The following is an 18,423-nucleotide window of genomic DNA, read 5'->3' as shown; positions in this document are numbered from 1 at the left end:
ATATAAAATGAAACAATTAATCAAAAATATATGGAAAAAAATTTATACATTGATGCTTCGCATCCAAATGAAACAAGGGTTGTACTTAAGTCAGGTGAAAGCATTGAAGACTACGAGTACGAAGGCTTAAAAAACAATTTAATCAAAAATAATATATACCTTGGTAAAGTAAGCCGTGTAGAGCCATCTTTACAGGCTGCATTTATTGATTTTGGTAGAGATAGACATGGCTTCTTATCTTTTAATGATATTCAATCAGACTATTATCAAATACCTCAGAGTGATTTAGCAAAAATAAAGGAAGAAGAAGAAAGAGCCAGAGAAGAACTTCTAAGAGAAAGTGAACTGGAAGAACAAAAAAATATTAACGAAGGCAATCTTGATATTAACGATCCAGTTGAAGTAAAACCTGAATCTGAATTAGAGAATGATAATCAGATAACAGGAGAGAGTGATGCTCTAGTTACAGACGGTGCTCAAGTTGATGAAAACAAAGAACAATCTTCACCTGTATCATTTGGTAAAAGATCTGAAGTAAGATTTAGATCTAAAAGATATAAGATTCAAGAGGTTATAAAACCTAATCAGGTAATTTTAATACAAGTATTAAAAGATGAAAGAGGGCAAAAAGGTGCAGCACTAAGTACTTTTATTTCTATAGCGGGTAAATATATTGTCCTAATGCCAAATACACCGAAAGGTGGCGGCATATCTCGTAAAATTTTTAACCCAGGTGAAAGAAAAAAAATTAGAACTATCTTAAACGATATAACCATTCCAAAAGAAATGGGACTTATTGTAAGAACTGCAGGGTCAAACAAAACAAAAAATGATATAGATCATGATCTTCAAACTTTGATTAAAACCTGGAATGAAATTAAAGATAATGCATTAAACTCTATAGCTCCATCATTAATCCATCAAGAAAGTGACATTATAAAAAGAACTTTGAGAGATATGTATGATGAAGACACAAACAGTATCATCATTGAAGGTAATGAAGGTTACAAAAAAGCACAAAACTTTATGAAGTTAATGATGCCCTCTCATGTAAAAAAAATAAAAAAATATAGAGAAAAAGTTCCTTTATTTTTCAAAGAGAACATTGAAGAAAAATTAAATCAAATTTATGATTCAGAAATAAAACTAAAATCAGGTGGTTACCTAGTTATAAATCCAACTGAAGCATTAGTTTCAATTGATATAAACTCAGGTAGCTCTATTAAACAAAAAAATGTTGAGAGCACCGCTTTAGACACTAATCTTGAGGCAGCAGAAGAGATATCTCGACAAATAAAAATAAGAGACTTGTCTGGTCTAATTATTATTGATTTTATTGATATGTTAAGTTTTGGTAATAGAAGATTGGTTGAGAGAAAACTTAAAGAGCAATGCAGAACTGATAGGGCAAGAATTCAAATAGGAAGAATTAGCACATTTGGACTTTTGGAGATGTCCAGACAAAGATTAAGAGAAAGTGCTGTAAAATGGAAAGTTACTCTTACCGATGAGTCTTTTGCCATGAAAATTCTTAAATTGGTTGAGGTTAAAGCTGTTTTAACAAAAGCAAAGTTTGTAGAACTTAAGATTTGTGAAAAGATATCAGACTTTATGAAAGAAAATTTCATTGAAGATTTAAAGTATTTTGAGGAAAAAAACTTAATCAAGATAGATATAATTGCAGATAATACCCTTATTATTCCTGAATATATAATTGACCTTCAAAACAGAACTAAAAAAACTATAGAGACAGTTCAGCATATAGAAAAGTTAAAAAATCTAGAAGAGCAAAAAAAAGAGTTTAAATCTTTTGAAATTCCAATAAAAAAAAAGCCTTATAAAAAAAAACCTTTTTTTAAAAAGAAATTTTTCAAAAAACCAGCGGCTTAAATAATTCCAGTCTTTGGAGAAGATGCACTTCCGTATATAGATTTTTCTATACGACCAGCTAAATAAGATTGTCTTCCTGCAATTACTCCATTTTTAAATGCTAAAGCCATTTGAAATGGTTTTTTAGCTTTAGCGATTGCAGTATTAGCCAATACTCCATCACAGCCTAATTCCATAGCAATAGCTGCATCAGATGCTTGTCCTAACCCAGCATCGATTATCAAAGGGAGCTTTGTTTGGCTTCTTATAATTTTTATATTTGTTGTATTTTGAATTCCAAGTCCAGAGCCTATAGGTGCTGCTAGAGGCATAATTGCACAAGCTCCAACATTTTCTAATCTTTTAGCAATCAAAGGATCATCATTGCAGTAAACCATTACTCTAAATCCTTCTTTCGTTAAAACCTCTGTAGATTTCAATGTTTCAATCATATCTGGAAATAGATTTTTTTTATCTCCTAGGACCTCAAGTTTTACCAGTTTCCATCCACCAATTTCTCTTGCTAAACGCAAAGTTCTAAGAGCTTCTTCAGAATTAAAACAGCCAGCAGTATTTGGTAAATAGGTAATTTTTTTTGGATCTATATAGTCCATCAATAAAGGTTTTTTTTTATCAGAAATATTTACCCTTCTCACTGCAACAGTGACAATTTCCGCTCCAGATAATTTAATAGCTTTTGCACATTCTGCCATGTTTTTATATTTTCCAGTTCCAACTATTAATCTGGAATTAAATTTTTTTTTATCAACTATTAATTTATCGTTAATCAATTTTACCCACCTCCAATAAAATGAACAATTTCTATTTTGTCATTATTTTTTAGTTTTATTATTTTTAAATTATTTTTATCTATTATTTCTTGATTTAATTCAATTGCTACTTTTTTAAGAGGAATTTTTAGTTCTTTTAAAAAAATTGAGAGGCTTAAATTTTCATTTATTGTTGAAAATTTACCATTTATCTTAATTTTTATTTTTTTTATTTTTTTCATAATGTATAAGAGTCTGATGAATAATAATATTATAATTATTAATGGTCCTAATCTTAATCTATTAGGTGAAAGAGAACAATCACAATATGGATCAATAACTTTCGAAAAATTAAAAGAAAACTGTTTAAATAAAGCTAAAGATTTAAATATTAATTTAGAGTTTTCTCAGTCAAATATAGAGGGTGAAATAGTTACAACCATACAAGAAGCTAAAAATAAGTTTGATGGTATAATTATTAATGCTGCTGGTTTTACTCACACATCCGTTGCTATCAGGGATGCTTTAGATATTTATAAAAAACCAATTATTGAACTTCACATATCGAATATATATAAAAGAGAGGAATTTAGACACAAATCTTTAATCAGTGATATTGCTACAGGTGGAATTTTTGGTTTAGGTGATAATGGTTATATTTTAGCCATAATTGCAATGCAAAACATGCTACAGAAATGAAAATAGATAAAAATATTATCAAAGAATTAACTGACTACTTAGATGAGTTCAATTTAACTGAGATTGAATACACAGACAAAGATACTAAAATCAAAGTATCAAAATCAAACCCAAACAGCTCAAATCAAGCTGTAAGCGTTGCTGCCTCAACACCACTCCTTGATGCCGTTAAACCTACTATTATATCTGGGACTGAAGTTAAGTCTCCTATTATTGGTACTGCTTATCTTGCAGCAGAACCCGGAGCTAAAAAATTTGCCGAAGTTGGTAAAAAAATAAAAAAAGGTGAAACGGTTATGATAGTTGAAGCTATGAAAACTATGAATCATGTTCCATCAACAGCAGATGGAATTATAAAAGAAATCTGTGTCGAAGATGGTCAACCTGTTGAATATGGCCAAACTATTATCATCGTTGAGTAATGTTTAAAAAAATTCTAATTGCAAACCGTGGGGAAATTGCAGTCAGAGTTATAAGGGCGTGCAAAGAATGGGGAATAGCAACTGTTGCTGTTCATTCAGATGTAGATAGAGATAGTATGCACGTTAGACTAGCCGATGAAAGTGTTTGCATTGGTTCGCACCAACCAGCAAATAGTTATTTAAATATTCCAGCTTTGATGTCAGCAATAGAACTGACAAAAGCAGAGGCTGTTCATCCTGGTTACGGTTTTTTATCTGAGAATGCAACTTTTGCTAAAGTCCTAGAAGAAAACAATATTAAATTCATTGGTGCTTCTTCAAAACTCATAGAAATGATGGGAGATAAAATCCAAGCAAAAAGAGTTGCAAAACAACATGGGCTTCCAGTAATTGAAGGTTCTGAGGGTGGTGTAACTGATATAAAACAAGCAAAAGAGTTATGCAAAAAGATTGGTTTTCCTGTTTTAATTAAAGCTTCTGGAGGTGGGGGTGGAAAAGGAATGAAGATTGTTAATAAGGAAGAGGAGTTTGAAACATCTTTTTCAACAGCTAAATCTGAAGCTCAAAAATACTTTGGAAATGATGAAGTTTATATTGAAAAATTTTTTCAGAACCCCAGACATATTGAAGTGCAAGTTTTGTCGGGTAAAAATAGAACTGTTCATCTTCATGAAAGAGATTGCTCAGTTCAAAGAAGGCATCAAAAATTAATAGAAGAAACTCCTAGCCCAGTCTTAACTGATGAAATCAGAAAAGATCTTTTTGAAAGAACAGTAAACATGGTTAGCAAAATTGGCTATGAAGGTGCTGGAACTGTAGAGTTTATATATGAAGATGGTAAATTTTATTTTCTTGAAATGAATACTCGTGTTCAAGTAGAGCACCCAGTAACTGAAATGGTAACCGGAATTGATATTATTAAAGAGCAAATTTGGATAGCATATACTGGTGAAACAGCCTTAAAGCAAAGTGACATTAATCCTAGAGGACATGCAATAGAATGTAGAATTAATGCAGAAGATGCTAGTAAAAACTTTCAACCATCCCCTGGAACGATAGGTATGTGTCACCAACCATCTGGTTTTAGAACTAGAGTTGATGGTGCAATTTTTCAAGGTTATAAAGTTACCCCATATTACGATAGTATGATCTGTAAAGTAATAACTCAGGGAAGAAATAGAACTGAAGCAATACAAAGAATGAATCGATCTTTAGATGAATTTGTTATTGAAGGAATAACTACAACGATACCTCTTCATAAAATTCTACTAAACCATAAAAAATTCATTGAGTCAGACTTTAATGTTGGCTGGCTAGATAATGAAAAAGTAATCTAGTAACATCTTGTTAACCAAATGTCATATACTGCGTGATCAAAAGGGTTTACAGCAGGACTGGATGAAAAGGTCCATCCATTAAAAATAAAAACTTCATTATTATCTTTATTCGTCATATCTTTAACTTGAATATAAGCGGTTATTTCTGGGTTGTCGTCAAATTCTGAGTTTTTACATTTGAGGCTTTTTATTAATAAACCTTTAAATTTAAGTTCTTTACCTATCTCTAATTTCAAAAGGTCAGTCTTTGAGCTCACCTTATCCAAAACCTTAATTTCAACAAAACTTCCCTCATTAGCAATTAAGGGTAGCGACTGGCTTATTAAAAAAAAATAAATTAAAAAAAATAAAAAATTAACTTTTCCAGATTGTATATTTTTTTTTGATTGGATCATTATTTTTATTTGGATGATAGGCATTTTCAGTGCCTGTTTGATTGGATTGATGTGGTTTTTGCCAATCATACTTATTCAATTCGTGATTGTTTTCAATTCTATTATTAGTGAAGTGCATCCAAGAATACCATTCAGTAGGTATTTTTGAAGCATCAATTTCATCATTATAAATTACCCATCTTTTTCCAGATTTACTTTCGTAATATTTATTGCCACTAGAATCTTTTCCAGCAAGTTTTCCATAAAAAATAGTTTTTAATTTTGTGCCCAATGTTTCTTGGTTCCACCAAATGAAAATTTTTTTAAAAAATGTCAACATATTATTTAATTAATTCTTCAATCTTAAATTGTATTATTTAAATTAGACTAAAGTAGGGATTTGTATATAAATTAATTATCTTACGATTCAAAATAAAAAATTAATTAAAGGAAAAATGGCAAAATATTTAGTAGAAACTTATTATACTTGTAGCTTTAAAGTTAATCATTATTTAGATGATATTAATGAAACAGAATTAGCAAACCTTGAAAAGCGCGATGATGGGAAATTTGAAGTTTTAGATGTTAAGCTTGATACAAGAAAAACAAAAAGTTTAGATCCAAATAATAAAGTAATTGAGCCTAAAAAATTAGATATTATTACTGAACAAAGCCAACCAAAAATTGTTTCGAAAGAAAATAATACCACTTTTGTTAAACAAATTAACGAAGGTGTGGGTAAAAGATTTAGTATGCCCGATAGAAGAAAAGGTTATATCCAAAAAGCGACAATTGGTGACCATAAAGTTTATCTCCACACCGGAGAATATGAAGATGGTAAAATTGGTGAAATTTTCATAGACACAAGTAAAGAAGGTGAACTGGTAAAAGCTTTGATGAATAATTTTGCAATAGCAATATCACTTGGACTTCAATATGGTGTTCCTTTAGATGAGTTTATTAGCGCTTATGTTGATACTAAATTTGAACCGTCTGGAAAAGTTCATGGTAATGACAGAATAATGAGTGCCTCATCAATACTTGATTATATTTTTAGAGAACTTGCTATTTCATACCAAAATAGAGAAGATCTAGCACACACTCCATCGATTGGTGGATCAGATAGATCTTTACCTGAAGAAGAAAATACTGAGGATCAAAATCAATTACTTAAGATTATAAAAGATGTTACTAGCAAAGGCTTTGTTAGAAATAATTACAAAAAAAATCTTGTTGATTTATCTGACGTTAAGATAAGCTTAAAAGGTAAAAAGTAATATTATTTTTTCAGCTTTAAAGCTAATCCAAGCTCTTTAAGCTGTTCTTCGTTAACATTTGATGGAGCATTCATCATTAAGTCTTGAGCATTTTGATTCATTGGGAACATTGTAACTTCTCTAATATTCTTTTCATTTGCTAATAGCATTACGATTCTATCGATACCAGGCGCTATACCACCATGAGGTGGAGCTCCATAACTTAAAGCATTGATCATTCCACTAAATTTTTCATCAACTTGTTCTTTTTCATATCCAGCAATCAAGAATAGCTTATACATCAATTCAGGTACGTGATTTCTAATTGCGCCAGAAGATAGTTCTATCCCATTACAAACAATATCGTATTGGTAAGCTTTAATATTAAGTGGATTATCAAAATCAATATCCTTGATATCACCTTGAGGCATTGAAAATGGATTATGACTAAATTCAATTTTATTAGTTATTTCGTTTTTTTCAAACATTGGATAATCAACAATCCAACAAAACGCAAAAGTATTATCATCAATTAATTCTAAATCCTTAGCAATTTTGTCTCTAGCTAGAGAGGTTATTTTTTCAACATCATTTATTTTGCCACAAGCAAAAAATATACTATCTCCAACTTTAGCTTCTGTAATTTTCATGATTTCTTCTAGGGCTTCTTTAGAAAAAAATTTTCCTACTGGTCCTTTTGCTGAAATATTTTCTTCTTTTTCAATTGTGAAATAAGCAAGACCAGATGCCCCCTGTTCTTTTGCCCACTTATCAATATTATCAAAAAAACTTCTAGGTTTATCTTTTGTATTTTTTGTAACTATACATCTCACTTTAGAGCCAGATTTTACAAGCTTTTTAAATATCTCAAACGTAACATCATCACGAGTAAAAATGTTTGATAAATCTGAAATTATTAATGGGTTTCTTAAATCTGGCTTATCTGATCCATACTTAAGCATAGATTCCTCATAAGGTATTCTTGGAAACTTTTCATACATTAATTTTTTTGAAGAAAAATTCTTAAAAACATTGACTATTAATTTTTCAACAACTTGGAAAACATCTTCTTGTTCAACAAAAGACATTTCTAAATCAAGCTGATAAAATTCTCCTGGACTTCTATCTGCTCTTGCATCTTCATCTCTAAAGCATGGAGCTATTTGAAAATATTTATCAAAACCAGAAACCATTATAAGTTGTTTAAATTGTTGTGGAGCTTGTGGTAGCGCATAAAACTTTCCAGGATTTAGTCTGCTCGGTACTAAAAAATCCCTTGCACCCTCAGGGCTGGAAGATGTTAATATTGGTGTTTGAAACTCCAAGAAACCAAGTTTAGACATCTCACTTCTAATAAAAGAAATAACTTTTGACCTTAAGATAATATTATCATGAATCTTTTTTCTTCTTAAATCTAAGAATCTGTATTTGAGTCTAATTTCCTCAGCATACACTTGATCACTAAAAACTGGCATTGGTAACTCTTTGCAAGTACCAAGCACTTCAAATGAGTTTATATTAACTTCTATTTCACCAGTTTGTAGATCAGTGTTAATGGTCTCTTTTGTTCTCTCAACAACGTTACCATTTATTTTAATTACGCTTTCTAATTGTATTTTTTCTAATGATTTAAAATTCTCGTTACTCTTGTCTATGATGCACTGAGTCATCCCGTAATTATCCCTTAAATCTATGAACAATAAATTTCCATGATCTCTTTTTTTGTTTATCCAACCTGACAAAACAACATCTTTACCACTACTATCTATTGTTAACTCACTACATGTATGTGTTCTGTATTTGTTCACTTATTCCTCAAGAGCTTCATTAATAATTTTAAAGTCGATTGATTTCTTTTTTTTTAAACTAATCTTGTCAATTTTATATATGAATTCAAATATTTTGCCATACGATCTCTCAATTCTTTTAATAATAAAGTCAATCAGCTTTTTATCTAAAGTAATTTGTCTATCTGATAAATTTTTTAATATCAGTGCAAACATTAGCTCATCATCAGGGTTTTGAATGTTTGCAAAAAGACAGTTCTTAGTTCTAGATCGAAGATCATCTAGTTGAAAGTTGATCTCAGAAATTGGCTTGGTTGATGTGATTATCAAAAACTTGTTATCTTGATCTATTATATTAAAGAGTGAATAAATCAGCTTCTCATTTATATTTAGATTTAAATCCTCTAAAACTATATTTTGGTGAGATTTAATAGATTTAAGGTTTTCGTCATTTAATGAATTAACATCAATCCTAATGCCGTTAAACTTTTTCAAAAAAATATTTACTAAATGGGTTTTTCCTGAAAATTTTTCACCATTAATGTTTAAAAAGTTTTTTTCCCATTTTGGCCATTTGTTAATCATTTCAAAAGCATAAAAATTACCCTTTCCAACATAAAAATCATCATCTTTAAAATTTTGCTCATAATCAAAATCTAATAATAGCTGATTTAAACTTTTCATTTTAATGTCCACATATTATTTTTCATTTCTAATTCAAGGTTCTTTTCTCTCATGTCATTTAAAAATATATTAGGCGTGCCATTATAAGTAATTTTATACTGAATACTCTTGCTATTAAAATTCAAGATACTAAAGTTAGACACTAAATCTATATTGCCAAGCACCCGTTCTAACTCTATAATTTTTTTAGTTTTTTTTGAATTAATGGATATTGTTATAGGAAGTTTTATTGATGTGTTGATTTCATTATTTTTTTTCCATTGATCTTCATAAAGTTGCTTTAAGTTTTTAACAATATTAAAAAAGCCCTCCTCATTTACAATGTCTATTTTTGGATAGTTCTTGTTTTGGATTTTCAAAGTATTATTTAAATTAATTTTTGAAAGTGTTCTTATGCTATTACTTTCTTTGTATATTATTAAAATTATACTATCTTTAATATCATATTTTTTAATTAAATTTGAAAAATCGTGAGTTTCAATGTTTTTAGATGTTCTTTGTAATTCTATCAAGTCTTCGATATCTTCACTTGGTAATAAATAATCTAATAAATCATAAGAGTTTTTTTGTTCATTCCATTTATCGTAAAAAATATTATTATTAAAAAGATAAATATTATTATCTTTAGTTTCTACAAGGATAGGAAATAATAAAACCCTATTTCTTTGTGGTATTGATGGAAAAATATTTTTATTTTCTAAAAATTTAAGAATTTTTTTTTTATTAAATGTTGTTTCTAAATTTGCAAAATACTCATTATTTATAAATTTTTCATCACTAATAGTAAAAGAATCGATCATGCCCTTAAGTTCTTTAATTGAAACATTTTTAATCTTTTTTTTATCACCAGAGGTTGTAATCATTGAAATCAGATCAGAAAAGGAAGTTTGAAATCCTTTATCAATTACACTATTTTTTTCAAAATTTAGTTCAAATGGAGAAGATATTTCGATGTCAGATACCTTAAATGCATTTGCATTCGAATAAGTTGTGGAAAAAAATACTATTAATAGAGAGAATAAAATAAAATAAATATATACATTCAGTAATTTATAAAATTTATTAATTATTTGCATATATTATACTAATGAAAAAAAAAAAATTTACCTATGAAAAAAGTGGTGTAAACATAAATGCTGCTGATAATTTTGTTAAATTTATATCGTCAATATCATCAAATAATAAAGGCAAAAAAAAGTTTAATAATATTGGTGGCTTCGGCTCTATAACTAATATCCCAAAAAATCTTAAAAATCCTAAAATTGTAGCTTGTACTGATGGTGTTGGTACAAAGGTAGAGATAGCTAATTTACTTAACAAATATAACACTATTGGAATTGATTTAGTTGCTATGAGCGTAAACGATCTCATTGTTCAGGGTGCAAGACCACTTTTATTTTTAGATTATATTTCTATTAATAAAATTGATTTAAATAAATTAAAATCAATCCTCAAAGGAATAGTAAAAGGTTGTAAAATCTCCAACTGTGAATTAGTTGGTGGAGAAACAGCAGAAATGCCAGGTACCTATGAAAAAGGTAAATTTGATATAGCGGGTTTTGCAGTAGGTTTGGTTGATGAAAAAAAAATATTAGCCAAGAAAAATATAGAGAAAAATGACTTAGTGTTGGCTATACCATCTAGTGGTGTTCACTCAAATGGTTACTCATTGGTCAGGCATGTTCTTAAAAACAAAAAGATTAATTTAAAAAATAATTCATTTTTAAAAAAAGAATTACTAAGACCTACAAAAATTTATGTGCAAGAAGTTTTAAATTTAATTGATAACAATCTTTTAAATGGGTGCGCAAATATTACAGGTGGTGGATTAGCAGATAATATTAAGAGAGTTATTCCAGATAAATTAGTCGCTGATATAGATCTAAATAAAGTTAAAACAAAAAAAATTTTCAAATGGTTGAAACAAAATAACATAGATGACAAAGAAATGTTAAAAACATTCAATTGTGGAGTTGGTTTTTGTTTAATAGTTAACCCTAAAAACTTAAATAAAATTACTAAATTTTTTACAAAAGAATTTACACCCTATGTTATTGGAAAAATAACTACAGGAAAAAATAAAGTTAAACTTAATGGTAAAATTGACTGGTCTTAAAAAGATTAAAACAGCAGTTTTTATATCTGGAACTGGAAGTAATTTAAAAAATTTAATAAAATTTTCTAAAATAAAAAATTCACCTATATCCATAGATTTAATTTTTTCGAATACTTCGAAAGCCAAAGGCTTAAAATTTTCAAATCAATTTAACATCAAAAAATATGTATCAAGCTTTAAAAACTATAAAACGGCTGAAGCAAAAATATTGTATTTATTAAACAAAGAAAATATAAAATTTATTTGCCTTGCTGGCTTTATGAAGATTTTATCTAAAAGTTTTATTAAAAATTTTAGTGGAAAAATAGTTAATATACATCCTTCTTTACTGCCAAAATACAAGGGACTTGATACTCACATTAAAGCAATACAAAATAAAGATAAGGTAGCTGGTTGTACTGTTCATTTCGTAACAGCAAAACTTGATTCAGGAAAAATAATTCTACAAAAGAAAGTTAAAATTTCAAAAAAAGATACCTCTACATCTTTGAGTAAAAAGGTTCTAAGACAAGAGCATAAGCTCTACCCAGCGGCTATAAAAAAAATATTTAACTAATCTTTAAAGAAAAAATCAATCTCAATTTTAGCGTTTTCAACGCTATCAGAACCATGTACAGAATTTTTATCAATAGAAATTCCATATTTTTTTCTAATAGTTCCCTCTGCAGCATCCTCTGGTTTGGTCGCACCCATTAACTCTCTATTTCCCAAAACTGCACCTTCTTTCTCAAGCACCATCACAACTATTGGCCCTGAAGACAAATAGGCACATAAATCATTATAAAAAGGTTTTGTTTCATGAACTTTATAAAATTGCTCTGCTTCAGTTTTTGCTATCTGAATTTTTTTATCTTTAATAATTTTGAACCCTTTATTTGTAAACATATCTTTGATTTCATTATCTAAATTTCTTTCGACCGCATCAGGTTTAATGATTGATAGTGTTTGCTCTGTATTACTCATAATTATCCTCTATTAGTTGGTTTAATAATCTTACTCCATAGCTAGTTGCTCCACCTGAATTTAAAGCACCACCATATTTTGAAAATGCCATACCAGCTATATCTAAGTGGGCCCAAGGTGTTTTATTTAAAATAAATCTTTGTAAAAACTGTGCTGCAGTTGTAGATCCTGCACCACCTACATAATTAATGTTTTGCATATCTGCATTTTTTGAATCTATAAGTTTGTCAAAGTTTTTATGCAATGGCATTCTCCACAATTTTTCTTCCACCTTGTCACCTGCTTCTAATAACTGTTTTGATAATTTATCATCGTTTGAAAATAGGCCTGCATATTCAGAGCCCAACGAAACTATAATAGCACCAGTTAAAGTTGCTAAATCAATCATAAACTTAGGTTTAAATTTTTTCTCAGTAAAAGTTAAAGCATCAGCCAAAACCAATCTACCTTCGGCATCTGTATTTAATACTTCTATTGTTTTACCACTGTAAGATTTTACTATGTCGCCAGGTCTTTGAGCATTTCCACTAACCATATTCTCAACAAGCCCTACAACACCAACAGCATTAATTTTTGCTTTTCTTATGGCTAAATTTTTCATTAAACCCACCACAGTAGCTGAGCCTGCCATATCATAAGTCATATCTTCCATAAATTTTGCTGGTTTTAAAGAGTAACCACCAGTGTCAAAACAAACTCCTTTTCCAACAAAAGCTAAAGGAGTAGAACTATTTTTTGCTCCATTCCATTCCATTGTTACAAGGTATGATCCTCTAATACTTCCTTGTCCCACACCAAGTAAGGCGTTCATTCCAAGTTTTTTTAATTTTTTTTCATCGTATATATTTATTTTTAATCCAAATTTTTTAAGTGTATTTATTCTTTTTGCATATTCATCGGGGTGCAAGACATTTCCCGGTTCAGACACAAGGTCTCTTGCAAAAAAACTTCCTTCTTCTAGGGCTTTAAATCTTAAATGATCTTGAGTGGATATTTTATTTTTATTTCCTATAACATTTACGAAAACAGTCTTTTTGTTTTTTTTGGATTTATAAATATTAAATTCATATGATTTTAATTTAAGTCCATGCATAAAGTAACCAACAAAATTTTTAATCTTATTATTAATTGTATCTGAATTTAAAAAATATTCTTTTTTCTTATCATAATTAATATAACTATGAAATTTAGCACCCAAATTTTCTATATCTGATATTTTTATATCTTTCTTAATAGATACTAAAAATACTGTTTTTTTTGAATTAACTTCAAAATAAAGTAAGTCTTTTTTCAAATCACTATTTTTTAACAAATCAGATATGTAAGAAAATTCTAAATTTGATAGATGTTTTTTTAAACTATTAATATTGAAGTTTTCATCAACAAATAAGACAAGGTTGGTTAAATCTTTTTTTGAACCTATATTTTTGTAATTAATTTGAATAGTCATAAATTTTAAATACACTCTAAGCGAGTTGAATGCTATATAAGAGCTAATTTACCATATTTCAATGAAAAAAATTGTTTATAAAAAAATATCTAAAGATTGTGTAAATTTTTTCTTACTAGTTATATTCACCATTAGTATAATTATCTGGGTATTACAGGCAGTTAATTATCTAGATTTTGTTATAGAGGACGGTCATGGTTTTCTTGTATATTTTAAATATACATTACTTAGCTTTCCTAAAATAATTAGTAGAATTTTTCCCTTTGCTATATTTTTGGCTTTTTCATACATATTATTAAAATATGAAAATAAAAATGAGCTAGTTATATTTTGGAATTTTGGAATTAAAAAAATTAATTTTATAAATTTTTTTATAAAATTTTCTCTTTGGTTTGTACTTGTTAGTTTATTGTTAAATGCAGTAATAACTCCTTTTACTCAAGATAAAGCAAGATCCTTTATAAGATCATCTAACTTAGATTTTTTTGAAAGTATTCTCAAGCCTAAAAAGTTTATAGATGTTATTGGAAATTTGACAATTTACTTTGATAAAAAAAATAAAAATGGTGAATTAATAAATATATTCTTAAATGAAAAAACAGATGCTAATAACTCACTAACTACTTTTGCTAAAACTGCAACAATAAACATAAAAAGTAATACAAAAATATTAACATTATATGATGGCAAATCTATCAATGTCATAAATGGGAAAATTTCAGAATTTGAATTCTCAAAAACTGATTATAATATTTCAAAATTCAGCTCAAACACAATCATGCATCAAAAAACACAAGAAGTAACAACAATAGATCTAATTAGATGTTCGTTATTTTTTAAAGATTTAATAAAAAATAAAAACGTTTTAAAGATCAATAACTGTATATCTAATAATCTAGAAAATATTTATAAAGAACTTTATTCAAGATTGATAAAGCCACTATATGCAACTTTTTTAATATCAATTGCTCTTTTATTTATATTAAAATCTAAAAGTGATCATACATTTAATATTAACAAGTATAAGATTTATCTATTTGCTTTTCTTTTTATTGTTTTTTTAGAATCGTCCACAAAATTCATAAGCACAAACATGATGCAAAATTTATTTTTTTCGATTTTACCAATATTTTTTACATTATTCATTTATCTTTATTTTTTGATGAAATTAAAAGTTAACAAAATATGAAAACCTATATTAAATTTCTAATCAATCTTTTTAATGTCTCATTATTAAAAATTTTTATTATTTTTTTTATTATCATTTTAATTTCAAATATCCTTGAACAAGTTGAGTTTTTTAAAAATATAGATTTAAGTTTTTTTTATCTTTTCTTTTTGTCTTTATTAAATACACCTTCAGTCTTATTTGAAATACTTCCTTTTATTTTCTTGTTGAGTACCCAGGTATTTTTTATTCATCTTATTGAGAAAAATGAACTGCAGGTTTTTAAGTACACCGGTTTAAATAATTTAGAAATTATAAAAATTATAGGCTTATACTCATTCACTCTAGGCATTGTTTTGGTTATTTTTTTTTATAACGGATCTTCTATTTTAAAGAACTCCTATCTATTAATTAAAAATAATTATTCTGATGATAATAAATATTTAGCTGTTATCACTGAAAATGGTCTTTGGATCAAAGATGAAATAAATGATAACATAAACATAATTAATGCCAGCAAAGTCAACAATGAATTTTTGCTTAATGTTTCTATAACAAGGTTCAATAAGGATTTTGATGTTGTTGAAATATTACAAAGTGAAAAAGTTGATATTACATCAAAAAAATGGAAAATATTTAACCCAATAATTCTGAAGGGTAGCTCACAAAGTTCTTTGGATGAATTGATATTACAATCAAATTTTGACTTACAAAAAATAAATAGCTTATTTTCAAACCTTTCTTCTTTAAGTATAATTGATTTAATTACATTAAGAAAAAGTTATATGTCTTTAAATTATTCTGTAACTGATATAAATTCTCACTTGTTGAAAATTGTCTCTTATCCACTTTACTTAACTCTAATTACAATTTTTTCTGCTATTATTATGTTTAATATTGGCTACCAAAAGAATACTTTTTTTAAGATTACATTGGGAATTTTTTTGTCTGTAATTATTTACTATATAAATAATTTTTTAAGTGTCCTAGGTACAAATGAAAAAATTCCTTTAACTCTTTCAATTTTTTTGCCTTTAATTATATTATCAATAATAAATTTCATCTCTATAATAAAGATAAATGAAAAGTAAATTTGCAACCTTCTTTCTTGTGTTAGTATTTACTCTATGTAACCTTAGTCAGGTTCATGGAGGAGAATTTATTTTTGAAATTTCCGATTTAGAAATTTCTGAAAATGGAAATATATATAAAGGCAATAATAGAGGTACAATTAGAACTGATAGTCAGCTAGAGTTCATATCAGATAATTTTGAGTATTTAAAAAAAATCAATAGACTAGATGCAAATGGTGATGTTCAGCTTTTTGACTTGAATAACAATATAACTATCAATGCTCAACAAATTTTTTATCTTAAGAATGAAGAAAAAATTTTTACAGTAGGTAAAACATTAATTAAAATTTCAAATAAATACGATATCGAAGGTTTTGATTTAACTCTTTTTAAAAATAAAATGATTTTATCATCTAAAAAAAGTGCACTTATTACTGACAGTGGATCAAATACTTATAAACTTGAGCAATTTCAATATTCTATAGACAAAGAAATTCTTAAGGGTAAAAATATAACTGCTATAACAAGTGATAAAAAAAATAAAAGTGATGAATTTTTTTTTAAAACTGGTTTTTTTGATTTAAAAAAAAATAAATTTTTAGGAAAAGACATTGTTGCAAAATTCCACAAAGATTTGTTTGGAAATAACGAGAATGATCCAAGAATAAGTGCCGTTTCAGGATATGGAGACAAGATTAATACCTACTTTAAAAAAGGTGTTTTTACATCATGTAAAAAAACAGATAAATGTCCACCCTGGAAAATTACATCAGATGAGATTCACCATGATAAAATTAAAAAACAAATTGCTTATAAAAATGCCTGGTTAGAAATATATGATTTTCCTGTTATTTACTTTCCTAAATTTTTTCACCCAGACCCATCAGTAAAAAGACAATCTGGCCTTTTAAAACCTGAATTCGGTAGCTCAAATAATCTTGGTAGCTCAATTTACATACCCTATTTTTTAGCCATATCTGAGGATAAGGACCTAACAATAAAACCAAGACTTTTTGGAGATAATAAATTTTTATTACAAAATGAGTATAGACAAAAAACAAAGAATTCATTTACAATAGCAGATTTTAGCATTGTTAATGGTCATGACTCTAGCGTTCAAGACAAGGGAGGCACAAGATCTCATCTTTTTACTAATACGTTAGTAGATTTGTCGCTGGATAGCTTCCAAAAAAGTATGCTTCAAATTAACTATCAAAAAGTATCAAATGATAACTACTTAAAGCTATTTGATTTACAATCCCCTCTTCTACCAGATGACAACAGTGTTCTTGAATCTAAAATTCAATTTGATCTAGAGCATGAAAACTATGATCTAACAACCTCATTTGAAATGTATGAAACTTTAAGTGGCTCCAATAGTGATAGATTTCAATATATGTTGCCAACTTATAATTTTTCAAAAAACTTTAATTTAAAAAATATTGAGGGAGCCTTTAATTATAACTCGTATGGAAACAATACATTAAGAGATACAAATGTTTTTACATCTATACTTTCAAATGATTTGAATTACTCTGCTTTAGGCAAATTCTTTGATAATGGAATTAAAACAAATTTTGAAATTGCTTTAAAAAATATCAATACTGTTGGTAAAAATAACTCTATATATAAAAATAGTCCACAATCAGAACTTATGAGCGCATATACATACAATGCTTCATTGCCCCTAATTAAAAAAAACTCTACAACATTCAATACTTTGGAACCAAAACTATCTTTAAAGTTTAGCCCCCATCAAATGAAAAATAATGGTAACGAATTTAGAAGAATTGATGTTAGCAATATTTTTTCCTCAAATCGATTAAGTTTAAGTGACTCATTTGAATCAGGTGAATCTATTACATTAGGCTTAAACTTCAAAAAAGAAAAAGTTAATACTGATGATAAAATAGATAAGATTGAAGAATATATTGATTTTAAACTTGCATCAGTTTTCAGATTAGATGAAGAAAATAATATTCCTACAAATAGCACTTTGAATAAAAAAAAATCCAATATATTTGGACAATTTAATTTTCAACCTACTAAAAATGTTTCATTAGGCTACAATTTTTCTTTAACAGATGATTTGAATACTTTTGAATACAATTCTTTAATAACCACAATGAAATTTGGAAATTTTAATACTCAATTTGATTATTTGGAGGAAAGAGGCGCTGTTGGTAGTGCCAATATAATTCAAAATACAACAAAATATAACTTTGATGTTCAAAATTCTATATCGTTCAACACAAGAAGAAATCGAAAGCTTGATTTAACAGAATACTATGATTTGGTATATGAGTATAAAAATGATTGTTTGGTTGCCGGTATAAAATATAAGAAGAATTATTATAATGATGCTGATATTAAACCAGTTGAAGAATTATTTTTCTCTATAACTATCGTTCCACTTGGAACATTTTCACCAAGTAAAATGGCTTTAAGATAAGAT

General features: G+C 27.7%; 19 protein-coding genes. 10 read left to right on the top strand and 9 right to left on the bottom strand.

Features of this window, described 5'->3' with window-relative positions; all coding sequences use genetic code 11:
- Nucleotides 1–30 precede the first annotated feature (30 nt).
- Nucleotides 31–1,890, top strand: a complete 1,860-nt coding sequence (locus tag ABXT48_RS01685) for an Rne/Rng family ribonuclease (protein ID WP_415303085.1) — start codon at nucleotides 31–33, stop codon at nucleotides 1,888–1,890.
- Here the strand turns inward: ABXT48_RS01685 and ABXT48_RS01680 are convergent.
- Nucleotides 1,887–2,660, bottom strand: coding sequence for a thiazole synthase (locus ABXT48_RS01680; protein ID WP_415286758.1), 774 nt, complete (start codon nucleotides 2,658–2,660; stop codon nucleotides 1,887–1,889). The two genes, ABXT48_RS01685 and ABXT48_RS01680, sit on opposite strands and share 4 nt — an antisense overlap.
- A gap of 2 nt (nucleotides 2,661–2,662) precedes the next feature.
- Entirely contained in the window at nucleotides 2,663–2,881 is a 219-nt protein-coding gene (thiS, locus tag ABXT48_RS01675) for a sulfur carrier protein ThiS (RefSeq protein ID WP_415286757.1), read from the bottom strand.
- A gap of 16 nt (nucleotides 2,882–2,897) precedes the next feature.
- On the opposite strand from thiS, the gene aroQ reads away from it, so the two are divergent.
- The 3 genes from aroQ to accC are packed head-to-tail and all read left to right on the top strand — an operon-like array spanning nucleotide 2,898 to nucleotide 5,097.
- Entirely contained in the window at nucleotides 2,898–3,338 is a 441-nt protein-coding gene (aroQ, locus tag ABXT48_RS01670; RefSeq protein ID WP_415286756.1) for a type II 3-dehydroquinate dehydratase, read from the top strand.
- Nucleotides 3,335–3,760 (top strand): acetyl-CoA carboxylase biotin carboxyl carrier protein, encoded by a 426-nt coding sequence (locus ABXT48_RS01665; RefSeq protein WP_415286755.1) that lies wholly within the window; start codon nucleotides 3,335–3,337, stop codon nucleotides 3,758–3,760. The genes aroQ and ABXT48_RS01665 overlap by 4 nt, the downstream gene beginning before the upstream one ends.
- Entirely contained in the window at nucleotides 3,760–5,097 is a 1,338-nt protein-coding gene (gene accC / locus ABXT48_RS01660; RefSeq protein ID WP_415286754.1) for an acetyl-CoA carboxylase biotin carboxylase subunit, read from the top strand. Before ABXT48_RS01665 ends, accC begins: the two co-directional genes overlap by 1 nt.
- Here the strand turns inward: accC and ABXT48_RS01655 are convergent.
- Both ABXT48_RS01655 and ABXT48_RS01650 read right to left on the bottom strand, forming a co-directional pair.
- Nucleotides 5,094–5,492: a DUF2155 domain-containing protein gene (locus ABXT48_RS01655; protein WP_415286753.1), complete on the bottom strand. Its 399-nt coding sequence runs from the start codon at nucleotides 5,490–5,492 to the stop codon at nucleotides 5,094–5,096. The two genes, accC and ABXT48_RS01655, sit on opposite strands and share 4 nt — an antisense overlap.
- Nucleotides 5,452–5,811 (bottom strand): NADH-ubiquinone oxidoreductase subunit NDUFA12 family protein, encoded by a 360-nt coding sequence (locus ABXT48_RS01650; protein ID WP_415286752.1) that lies wholly within the window; start codon nucleotides 5,809–5,811, stop codon nucleotides 5,452–5,454. Before ABXT48_RS01650 ends, ABXT48_RS01655 begins: the two co-directional genes overlap by 41 nt.
- Nucleotides 5,812–5,926: 115 nt before the next feature.
- Here ABXT48_RS01650 and ABXT48_RS01645 point away from each other — a divergent pair, with 115 nt between their 5' ends.
- Nucleotides 5,927–6,748: a ribonucleotide reductase gene (locus ABXT48_RS01645; protein WP_415286751.1), complete on the top strand. Its 822-nt coding sequence runs from the start codon at nucleotides 5,927–5,929 to the stop codon at nucleotides 6,746–6,748.
- 2 nt (nucleotides 6,749–6,750) lie between these two features.
- Here ABXT48_RS01645 and aspS read toward each other — a convergent pair whose 3' ends face one another.
- Genes aspS through ABXT48_RS01630 form a run of 3 tightly spaced genes read right to left on the bottom strand, consistent with a single transcriptional unit; the run spans nucleotide 6,751 to nucleotide 10,274 of the window.
- Nucleotides 6,751–8,535: an aspartate--tRNA ligase gene (aspS, locus tag ABXT48_RS01640; RefSeq protein ID WP_415286750.1), complete on the bottom strand. Its 1,785-nt coding sequence runs from the start codon at nucleotides 8,533–8,535 to the stop codon at nucleotides 6,751–6,753.
- Nucleotides 8,536–9,198 (bottom strand): DnaA ATPase domain-containing protein, encoded by a 663-nt coding sequence (locus ABXT48_RS01635; RefSeq protein WP_415286749.1) that lies wholly within the window; start codon nucleotides 9,196–9,198, stop codon nucleotides 8,536–8,538.
- Entirely contained in the window at nucleotides 9,195–10,274 is a 1,080-nt protein-coding gene (locus ABXT48_RS01630) for a hypothetical protein (protein ID WP_415286748.1), read from the bottom strand. Before ABXT48_RS01630 ends, ABXT48_RS01635 begins: the two co-directional genes overlap by 4 nt.
- Before the next feature lie 11 nt (nucleotides 10,275–10,285).
- Between ABXT48_RS01630 and purM the strand changes: the two genes are divergently transcribed.
- Together purM and purN are read left to right on the top strand one after the other, a co-directional pair.
- Nucleotides 10,286–11,314 (top strand): phosphoribosylformylglycinamidine cyclo-ligase, encoded by a 1,029-nt coding sequence (gene purM / locus ABXT48_RS01625; protein WP_415286747.1) that lies wholly within the window; start codon nucleotides 10,286–10,288, stop codon nucleotides 11,312–11,314.
- The gene (gene purN, locus ABXT48_RS01620; RefSeq protein ID WP_415286746.1) at nucleotides 11,292–11,870 is read left to right on the top strand and encodes a phosphoribosylglycinamide formyltransferase; all 579 of its coding nucleotides are present in this window, start codon (nucleotides 11,292–11,294) and stop codon (nucleotides 11,868–11,870) included. Before purM ends, purN begins: the two co-directional genes overlap by 23 nt.
- Here purN and ndk read toward each other — a convergent pair.
- Nucleotides 11,867–12,277, bottom strand: coding sequence for a nucleoside-diphosphate kinase (gene ndk / locus ABXT48_RS01615; RefSeq protein WP_415286745.1), 411 nt, complete (start codon nucleotides 12,275–12,277; stop codon nucleotides 11,867–11,869). The two genes, purN and ndk, sit on opposite strands and share 4 nt — an antisense overlap.
- Entirely contained in the window at nucleotides 12,270–13,727 is a 1,458-nt protein-coding gene (locus ABXT48_RS01610) for a leucyl aminopeptidase (protein WP_415303083.1), read from the bottom strand. The genes ndk and ABXT48_RS01610 overlap by 8 nt, the downstream gene beginning before the upstream one ends.
- Before the next feature lie 61 nt (nucleotides 13,728–13,788).
- Between ABXT48_RS01610 and ABXT48_RS01605 the strand changes: the two genes are divergently transcribed.
- From ABXT48_RS01605 to ABXT48_RS01595, 3 genes are read left to right on the top strand one after another with little or no spacing between them, the layout of a single operon-like run.
- Nucleotides 13,789–14,916 carry an LptF/LptG family permease gene (locus tag ABXT48_RS01605; protein ID WP_415286743.1) on the top strand — a complete coding sequence of 376 codons (1,128 nt, stop codon included), beginning with the start codon at nucleotides 13,789–13,791 and terminating at the stop codon, nucleotides 14,914–14,916.
- On the top strand, nucleotides 14,913–15,986 hold the full coding sequence (locus ABXT48_RS01600; RefSeq protein ID WP_415286742.1) for an LptF/LptG family permease: 1,074 nt from the start codon (nucleotides 14,913–14,915) through the stop codon (nucleotides 15,984–15,986). Before ABXT48_RS01605 ends, ABXT48_RS01600 begins: the two co-directional genes overlap by 4 nt.
- Nucleotides 15,976–18,420 (top strand): LPS-assembly protein LptD, encoded by a 2,445-nt coding sequence (locus ABXT48_RS01595; RefSeq protein WP_415303082.1) that lies wholly within the window; start codon nucleotides 15,976–15,978, stop codon nucleotides 18,418–18,420. The genes ABXT48_RS01600 and ABXT48_RS01595 overlap by 11 nt, the downstream gene beginning before the upstream one ends.
- The last annotated feature ends 3 nt before the right edge of the window (nucleotides 18,421–18,423 follow it).

This window comes from Candidatus Pelagibacter sp. Uisw_101, from assembly GCF_047727615.1.
Taxonomy (GTDB): domain Bacteria; phylum Pseudomonadota; class Alphaproteobacteria; order Pelagibacterales; family Pelagibacteraceae; genus Pelagibacter.
This window is presented reverse-complemented; position numbering and strand designations above follow the sequence as displayed.